The following is a 6,916-nucleotide window of genomic DNA, read 5'->3' as shown; positions in this document are numbered from 1 at the left end:
TTGAAGCATCAAACACCCATTCAGGCGCTCAAGGCTTGGCGTGAAAAAAAGCCCGAGTTGTTCGTCAAAAAGGTCTATGAACACACGGGACTTGACAGTTAACTCCCGGTTTGTCTGGCGCATCGAAGAGAGGCAGGCTGTAGGGAGAAGGTGGCTCTTGCACTGCATGCTTGGTCGGTGCATCGCCAGCCATATACGGCGAGATCGGGGCGACGAGATCGCTGAGTTTGGCGAGGGTGCCGGCGCGAACGCCGAGCAGTCTCAGGCGCCGTGTCAAGTCCACCCGCTTCAGGCATTCGCCCGCCGCGCGGCGAATGGTGCGCGCGTCCATGGTGTGCGCTGGCAGCGTCATGTCACGTGTCACGATCTTGAAGTCGTCGAAGCGCAGCTTGATACCGATGGTCTTGCCCGCATAGCCCTTGCGAGCGAGGTCGCCGGCCAGTTCGATGCACAGTTCCGTGAAGATGGCGCCCAGCGTGCTCTTGTCGCGCACCGCGTGCAGGTCGCGATCGAAGGTGGTTTCGCGGCTGATGGACTTGGGCTCGCTGTAGGTCACCACCGGCCGCTCGTCGCGGCCGTGCGATGCCTCGTGCATCCACGCGCCATAACTCTTGCCGAACTGCGCGACCAGAAACGCCGCATCTGCCGCGGCCAGTTCTCCGATGGTATGGATGCCCAGCGCGGCGAGCTTCTCGGTCGCCTTGGGGCCGATCCCGTTGATCTTCTTCGCGGGCAGCGGCCAGATGCGCGTGGGTACTTCATCTTCTGACAGCAGCGTGAGGCCGTCAGGTTTGTCGAGATCGGAGCAGATCTTCGACAGAAGCTTGTTCGGTGTCACGCCGATGGAACAGCTCAGGCCAGTGGCATTGCGCACGGCGTCTTTCAGTTCCTGCGCGATGGCAGCGCCTGCGTCGTCTTGCGCGCCCGGGATGTCGGTGAGGGCTATGTAGATCTCGTCGATGCCGCGGTCTTCGACAAGGGGCGCAATCTGCCGGACAGCGGCCTTGAAGAGCTTCGAATACCTGCGGTATTCATCGAAGTCGACGGGCAGCAAAACTGCGTCGGGCGCAAGCAGCGCTGCCTTCATCACGCCCATGCCCGAATGCACGCCCAGCGCCCGCGCCTCGTACGTGGCGGTGGTAATGACGCCGCGGCCGGCGTAGTCGCGCAGCTTGGCGTAGCGGCGAGCCCCGTCGGGCATGTGCCTTGGCTGGGCGTCGCGCCCGCCGCCGATCACCACCGGCTGGCCTTTCAGGTCCGGGTAACGCAAGAGCTCGACCGACGCGTAGAACGCGTCCATGTCGAGATGAGCGATGAGGCGCCTGGGCGTTGGCATGGTCGGTACGGCATTCGCCTGCGGCGTGTGGACACGAGGTTTGGTGGCACACTGTACTGTATATATCGACAGTGTCGATGCGTGGTATCGCACGAGGTGCGATGGGTGGGTACCGGTCGGATCGCACCCTGCCTGGCTGGGCCGGTCTCAGCCTCTCAGCAGCACCAGCAACGCCCCCTGTCCGCCATCGGCAGCACGCGCCTGCGCGAAAGCGATCACCTCGCTCTTTTGCACCAGCCAGCTCTTCACCTTGGCTTTGAGCACCGGCTCGCGGCCGGGCGATCCATTGCCCTTGCCGTGAATCACGCGCACGCAGCGCAGTCCGTGGCGAACGGCCTCGCGCAGGAACGCCCCGAGCTGTTCGCGCGCTTCATCGCGGCGCAAGCCATGCAGGTCGAGTTGCGCCTGGATGGACCATGCGCCTCGCCTGAGTTTTCGGACCACCTCCGGCCCGATGTCATGCCGTCGAAAGGAGAGTGCATCGTCAGTGTCGAGCAAGGTCTCGACGTCGAATTCGTCGGAGATGGCCTCGTGCAGCACGGCTGCGTCGTCGCGTTCGCGTTGGCGAGGCAAGGGGCTTGGCCGGGGCTTGTCCATCGAGGCCCGCACGGCGCTGCGCAACGGCGCCACCGGGCCGACGGTGTGCGCGAACAGTTCGCGCTCGCGCTTTTCCTTCGCGGCTTTCTCGCGCGCCTCGGCCTCCAGGCGCGCGGCTTCCTGCGCCGCCTCGTGCAGCGCCCGGCGGATGTCCGCGAGGTCCTGCAGGCTGCGCGCGCGCGTGGTCACAAGAGGCCTCGCTCTGCGAAGGAAACGACCTCGGTCTTCCCGACGACGAGATGGTCGAGCACGCGAACGTCGATCAAGCGCATGGCCTGCACCAGCGTCTGTGTCAGGGTCTCATCCGCACGCGACGGTTCAGCCACGTTCGACGGGTGGTTGTGGGCGAGGATCACCGCGCTCGCATGCAGTTCGAGGGCACGCTTGACCACCTCGCGCGGGTACACGCTGGTTTGCGTGAGCGTGCCGCGAAACATCTCTTCGATGCGCACGAGGTGGTTCTGCGCATCGAGAAACAGCACCACGAACACCTCGTGTCCCAGATGGCCGAGCTGCATGCGAAGGTAGTCCTTCACCCGCTGCGGCGAGTCGAACACCGGCCGCTTGCCCATCTCCTGCGCGAGCGAGCGGCGAGCCAGTTCCATCACCGCGGCGATTTCTGCGCGCTTGGCGGGTCCAAGGCCCTTGATCTTCTGCAAGTCTGAGGGCTGGGCTTGCAAGAGGCCGCTCAAACCGTTGAAGTTGTCCAGCAGATTTTGCGAAAGCTGCAGTACCGAGGTGCCCTTCACGCCCGTGCGCAGCAGCAGCGCGATGAGCTCCGCATCGGCAAGCGCCGCAGGGCCATGCGCCATCAATCGCTCGCGCGGTCGGGCACTTGCCGGAATGTCCTTCAAAACCATGTCTCCTGTCGCGGCGGCCCGCTCGTAAAATTGCAGTCAGTCTATCAACCGGGTCCTCCCGTGAATTTTGTCCAACCGGGGTCCTTCCTGACTCTGCACTACCGCCTCGCCGGGCTCGACGGCGCCGACATCATCAACACCTTTTTCGACAAGCCAGCCACCTTGTCGCTTGGCACCGGCGAACTGGCACCTGCCATGGAGGCTCGCCTACTGGGTCTTTCCGAAGGCACCCGCGCGAGCTTTGAGCTCGCCGCAGGCGAAGCGTTCGGTGAGCGCAACCCCGAGCTGCTGCAACGCGTGAAAAGAGGCCTGCTCGACGAACTGGGCGATCCCGACGAAACCTATCGCATCGGCGACGTGGTGCAGTTTCCGACGCCCGACGGGCAGGGGGCCTACGCGGGAGTGGTGAAAGAGGTCGGTGACGAGTCGGTGCTGTTCGACTTCAATCACCCTTTGGCTGGCCAGCCGGTGACTTTCGAAGTCCAACTGATCGGGGTGTTGTGATGAGCGGACCTCTGGATGAAGTGGTTCTCGCCGCGCCGCGCGGATTCTGTGCGGGCGTGGACCGCGCCATCGAGATCGTCGAGCGTGCGCTCGCGAAGTTCGGGGCGCCGATCTACGTTCGGCACGAAATCGTGCACAACACCTACGTCGTCAACGACCTGAAGAGCAAAGGCGCGATCTTCATCGAAGACCTTGATGACGTGCCCGCCGGCGCGACGCTGGTCTTCAGCGCTCATGGCGTGTCGCAGGCCGTGCGGCAGGAGGCGGCAGCACGGGGCTTCAGCGTGTTCGACGCAACCTGTCCGCTCGTGACCAAAGTGCACGTCGAAGTGGCGAAGCTGCACAAGGAAGGCTACGACTTCATCATGATCGGCCACAAGGGGCATCCCGAAGTCGAGGGCACGATGGGGCAATTGACCGAAGGCATTTATCTGGTCGAAGACGTGTCCGACGTCGATCGGCTCGTGGTCGAGCAAACCGACAAGCTCGCGGTGGTGACGCAGACGACGCTGTCGGTGGATGACGCTGCCGAGATCCTGCGCGCGGTGAAGCGACGCTTCCCGAACGTGCGTGAGCCCAAGCAGCAGGACATCTGCTACGCCACGCAGAACCGGCAAGATGCGGTCAAGGTGCTTGCCCCGCAGGTGGACATTTTGATCGTCGTGGGTAGCCCGACAAGCTCCAACAGCAATCGCCTGAGGGAACTCGCCGAGCGGCTGGGGACGCAGGCGCACATGGTCGATTCGCCGGACGATTTGCGGCCCGAATGGTTCGATGGAAAGCGGCGAGTCGGGCTGACGGCAGGTGCCTCTGCACCGGACATCCTGGTGCAGCACGTGATCGAGCGGCTCAAGGCACTGGGAGCCGTGTCGGTGAGAAAGATGCCTGGGGTGGAGGAAACGATTCAGTTTCCGTTGCCGAAGGGATTGAGGTAGGCCGGATCCTTAGTCTTATTGTGGGCATCCGCGTGAAGCCAATCTCCGGATTGCAACCGGGCTGCGAAGGCATCAGCGCTTGGTCATCCGATGGAATCGGATTGGCTGGACGGCAGACTTCACCGCCGGCTTCGCATCCCCACAGCTGTCGCATCCACCACATGCGCCGGCCGGCTTCATCGCCTTTTGAAACGGCCGCAGCATCACTTCCGGCAACGACCACTTCAACACCCGTGATGCGATCGCTCGCCGTGCATTTGAGGGCATCAAGGTCCACACGGCATACGCAGTGCACGCCAGCACGAGCAAGGCCATGATGAGATTCTGGGCTGCCATCTCAGCCTCCCAACCAAAGCGTCACGCGGTAGGTGACGAACGCCGCTACATAGGCGAGCATGAAGAGATAGGCCGCCATCAGGATCGGATAGCGCCACGAATTGGTTTCGCGCTTGACGACCGCGAGCGTCGAGATGCATTGCGGCGCGAACACGTACCAGGCCAGCAATGAGTAGGCAGTGGCAATCGACCAGCCCTGCGCGATCACAGGGGCCAAGGTGTCGGCCACCGAGTCACCCGCTGCGGACAGCGAATACACCGTACCCAAGGCACCGACCGCGACTTCACGTGCGGCAAGTCCCGGCACCAGCGCGATCGAGATCTGCCAGTTGAAGCCGATGGGTGCGAACAGATGCTGCAGTGCCTGCCCGAGCAGGCCAGCGATGCTGTACTGGATTGCTGGGCCCGTGGCGCCGAGGGGCGCCGAGGGGTAGCTCGACAGGAACCACAGGATCACCATCAACGAGAAGATGATCCCGCCCACGCGACGAAGGAAAATGCGTGCACGTTCCCACAGGCCAAGCACCAGGTTGCGCAAGCCTGGCACGCGATAGGGCGGCAACTCCAGCATCAGTGGCTGGTAGGTCGTCTTCATCCACACGCGTTTGAAGAGATAAGCCACTCCCATGGCCGACACGACGCCAGCGACGTAGAGGCCAAATAGCGTGAGGCCGCGAAGATTGAAAGGCCCGACCGCGCGATCTGGAACGAAAGCGCCGATCAGCAGCGCATAGACCGGTAGGCGCGCCGAGCAGGTCATCAGCGGCGCGATCATGATGGTCGCGAGTCTGTCCTTCCAGTTGGCGATCGTGCGCGTGGCCATGATCCCGGGAATCGCGCAGGCAAAGCTCGACAGCAGTGGAATGAACGCTCGCCCCGACAAGCCCACTTTGCCCATCAGGTTGTCGAGCAGAAAGGCCGCGCGCGGCAGGTAGCCGGAGTCTTCAAGCAACAGGATGAAGAAGAAGAGGATGAGGATCTGCGGCAGGAAGACGATCACACCGCCCGCACCTGCGATCACGCCGTTGACCAGCAGGCTGCGCAGCGGGCCGTCGGCCATGTGATCGGTGACCCATCCGCCCAGCCCGGCCATCGCGGCCTTGATCGCGTCCATGGGCACGTTGGCCCAGGAGAACACCGCCTGGAAGATGAGGAAGAGCAGCGCTGCAAGAAGTGTCAGGCCCCACACGGGGTGCATCACGACGCCATCGAGGCGATGGTGGAAGCGTTGCACCTTCATCGCGTTCGGCGCCACTGCGGCGAGGATGCGACGCACCTCGCGTTGAAGGTCGGCCGACGACGGCGCATCGCCCACCAGCACGTCTGCATGCGTGGGCGCCAGGCCGGTCGAAAATTCGCGCTCCAGCTCGGCCAGCAGTTGCGCATGCCCGTCATGCTTGACGGCCACCGTCTCGACGACCGCGCAGCCGAGTTCCTGTGACAGCTTCTTCACGTCGATGACGAGGCCTTCGGAGCGCGCCACGTCGGCCATGTTCAGCGCGACGATCATCGGCCGGCCCATGCGCTTCAGCTCGAGCACCAACCGCAGGTTCATACGCAGGTTTGTCGCGTCGACCACCGCAATGATGGCGTCCGGGGCCGCTTCGCCGTGGCGTCGGCCCTCGATCACTTCGAGCGTGACCTGCTCATCAGGGGTGGCGGGAGTGAGGCTGTAGGCGCCGGGGAGATCGACCACGGACACGACTCGTCCGTTGCGCAGTCGCGCGGCACCGACCTTGCGTTCGACCGTCACGCCTGCGTAGTTGGCAACCTTTTGTCTCGCGCCCGTCAGCAGATTGAAAAGGGCGGTCTTGCCACAGTTTGGGTTGCCGACCAGCGCCACGCTCCACGCAGGCAGTTGCGGATCGGCGTGAGCTTGCGAATGCGGCATCGCGTCAGGCGGCAATGGGCCGCACCTCGATGCACTGCGCTTCCAGCAGGCGCAAGGCGAACATGGTTTCGCCGATCACGACTGCGAGCGGTTCGCGCCCACCGGGACCACGTCGTAGCAGCTGAAGCGGTTCGCCAGGAATGAAGCCCAATTCCCCGAGCCGGCGAAGGGTGACGGCATCGACATCCTCCGACGCAGCAACGACGCCTTCAACAGTGGCGTGTGCTCCGTTGGGCAACTCGGTCAACAGCATCGTCGGGGTGGACATCGCATCAGAAAGATGAAGCAGGTACCGAAGCGTTCCTGCAAATGAGATTGTCTCTCATTTCGCTTGGAAGTTCCCCTTTCGGCAAGGCCTGAGAGGCTGAGAGTATTTCGATCATGCCCGCTCATCACGCCAAAAGACCCCTGCTCGTCGTTGCAAATGCTCGCCATAGCACGAGCTATGGCTGCGCTT

At 63.4% G+C, this 6,916-nt stretch carries 8 protein-coding genes and 1 pseudogene; 3 read left to right on the top strand and 6 right to left on the bottom strand.

The features are described 5' to 3' along the window. A pseudogene (locus AC30NL_RS17655) lies at positions 1-102 on the top strand (IS481 family transposase); the annotation flags it as partial. On the opposite strand, the gene dinB reads toward AC30NL_RS17655, so the two are convergent. The 3 genes from dinB to radC form a co-directional block, all read right to left on the bottom strand. After that, positions 65-1,336 carry a DNA polymerase IV gene (dinB, locus tag AC30NL_RS17650; protein WP_489465298.1) on the bottom strand — a complete coding sequence of 424 codons (1,272 nt, stop codon included), beginning with the start codon at positions 1,334-1,336 and terminating at the stop codon, positions 65-67. The pseudogene AC30NL_RS17655 and the gene dinB sit on opposite strands and share 38 nt — an antisense overlap. A gap of 147 nt (positions 1,337-1,483) precedes the next feature. Next, the gene (locus tag AC30NL_RS17645; protein WP_489465297.1) at positions 1,484-2,122 is read right to left on the bottom strand and encodes a Smr/MutS family protein; all 639 of its coding nucleotides are present in this window, start codon (positions 2,120-2,122) and stop codon (positions 1,484-1,486) included. Continuing rightward, positions 2,119-2,793, bottom strand: a complete 675-nt coding sequence (gene radC / locus AC30NL_RS17640) for a RadC family protein (RefSeq protein ID WP_489465296.1) — start codon at positions 2,791-2,793, stop codon at positions 2,119-2,121. Before radC ends, AC30NL_RS17645 begins: the two co-directional genes overlap by 4 nt. A gap of 60 nt (positions 2,794-2,853) precedes the next feature. On the opposite strand from radC, the gene AC30NL_RS17635 reads away from it, so the two are divergent. Continuing rightward, positions 2,854-3,297: an FKBP-type peptidyl-prolyl cis-trans isomerase gene (locus AC30NL_RS17635; protein WP_489465295.1), complete on the top strand. Its 444-nt coding sequence runs from the start codon at positions 2,854-2,856 to the stop codon at positions 3,295-3,297. Then, positions 3,297-4,232 carry a 4-hydroxy-3-methylbut-2-enyl diphosphate reductase gene (gene ispH / locus AC30NL_RS17630; protein ID WP_489465294.1) on the top strand — a complete coding sequence of 312 codons (936 nt, stop codon included), beginning with the start codon at positions 3,297-3,299 and terminating at the stop codon, positions 4,230-4,232. The genes AC30NL_RS17635 and ispH overlap by 1 nt, the downstream gene beginning before the upstream one ends. 72 nt (positions 4,233-4,304) lie before the next feature. On the opposite strand, the gene AC30NL_RS17625 is transcribed toward ispH, so the two are convergent. From AC30NL_RS17625 to AC30NL_RS17615, 3 genes are read right to left on the bottom strand one after another with little or no spacing between them, the layout of a single operon-like run. Continuing rightward, positions 4,305-4,568, bottom strand: coding sequence for a hypothetical protein (locus AC30NL_RS17625; RefSeq protein ID WP_489465293.1), 264 nt, complete (start codon positions 4,566-4,568; stop codon positions 4,305-4,307). A gap of 1 nt (position 4,569) precedes the next feature. Continuing rightward, complete coding sequence (gene feoB, locus AC30NL_RS17620) at positions 4,570-6,459, bottom strand: ferrous iron transporter B (RefSeq protein WP_489465292.1); 1,890 nt, start codon at positions 6,457-6,459, stop codon at positions 4,570-4,572. 4 nt (positions 6,460-6,463) lie between these two features. After that, positions 6,464-6,727: a FeoA family protein gene (locus AC30NL_RS17615; RefSeq protein ID WP_489465291.1), complete on the bottom strand. Its 264-nt coding sequence runs from the start codon at positions 6,725-6,727 to the stop codon at positions 6,464-6,466. Between the last annotated feature and the right edge of the window lie 189 nt (positions 6,728-6,916).

The organism is Rhizobacter sp. (genome assembly GCA_021153565.1).
Taxonomy (GTDB): Bacteria; Pseudomonadota; Gammaproteobacteria; order Burkholderiales; family Burkholderiaceae_C; genus Albitalea.
This window is presented reverse-complemented; position numbering and strand designations above follow the sequence as displayed.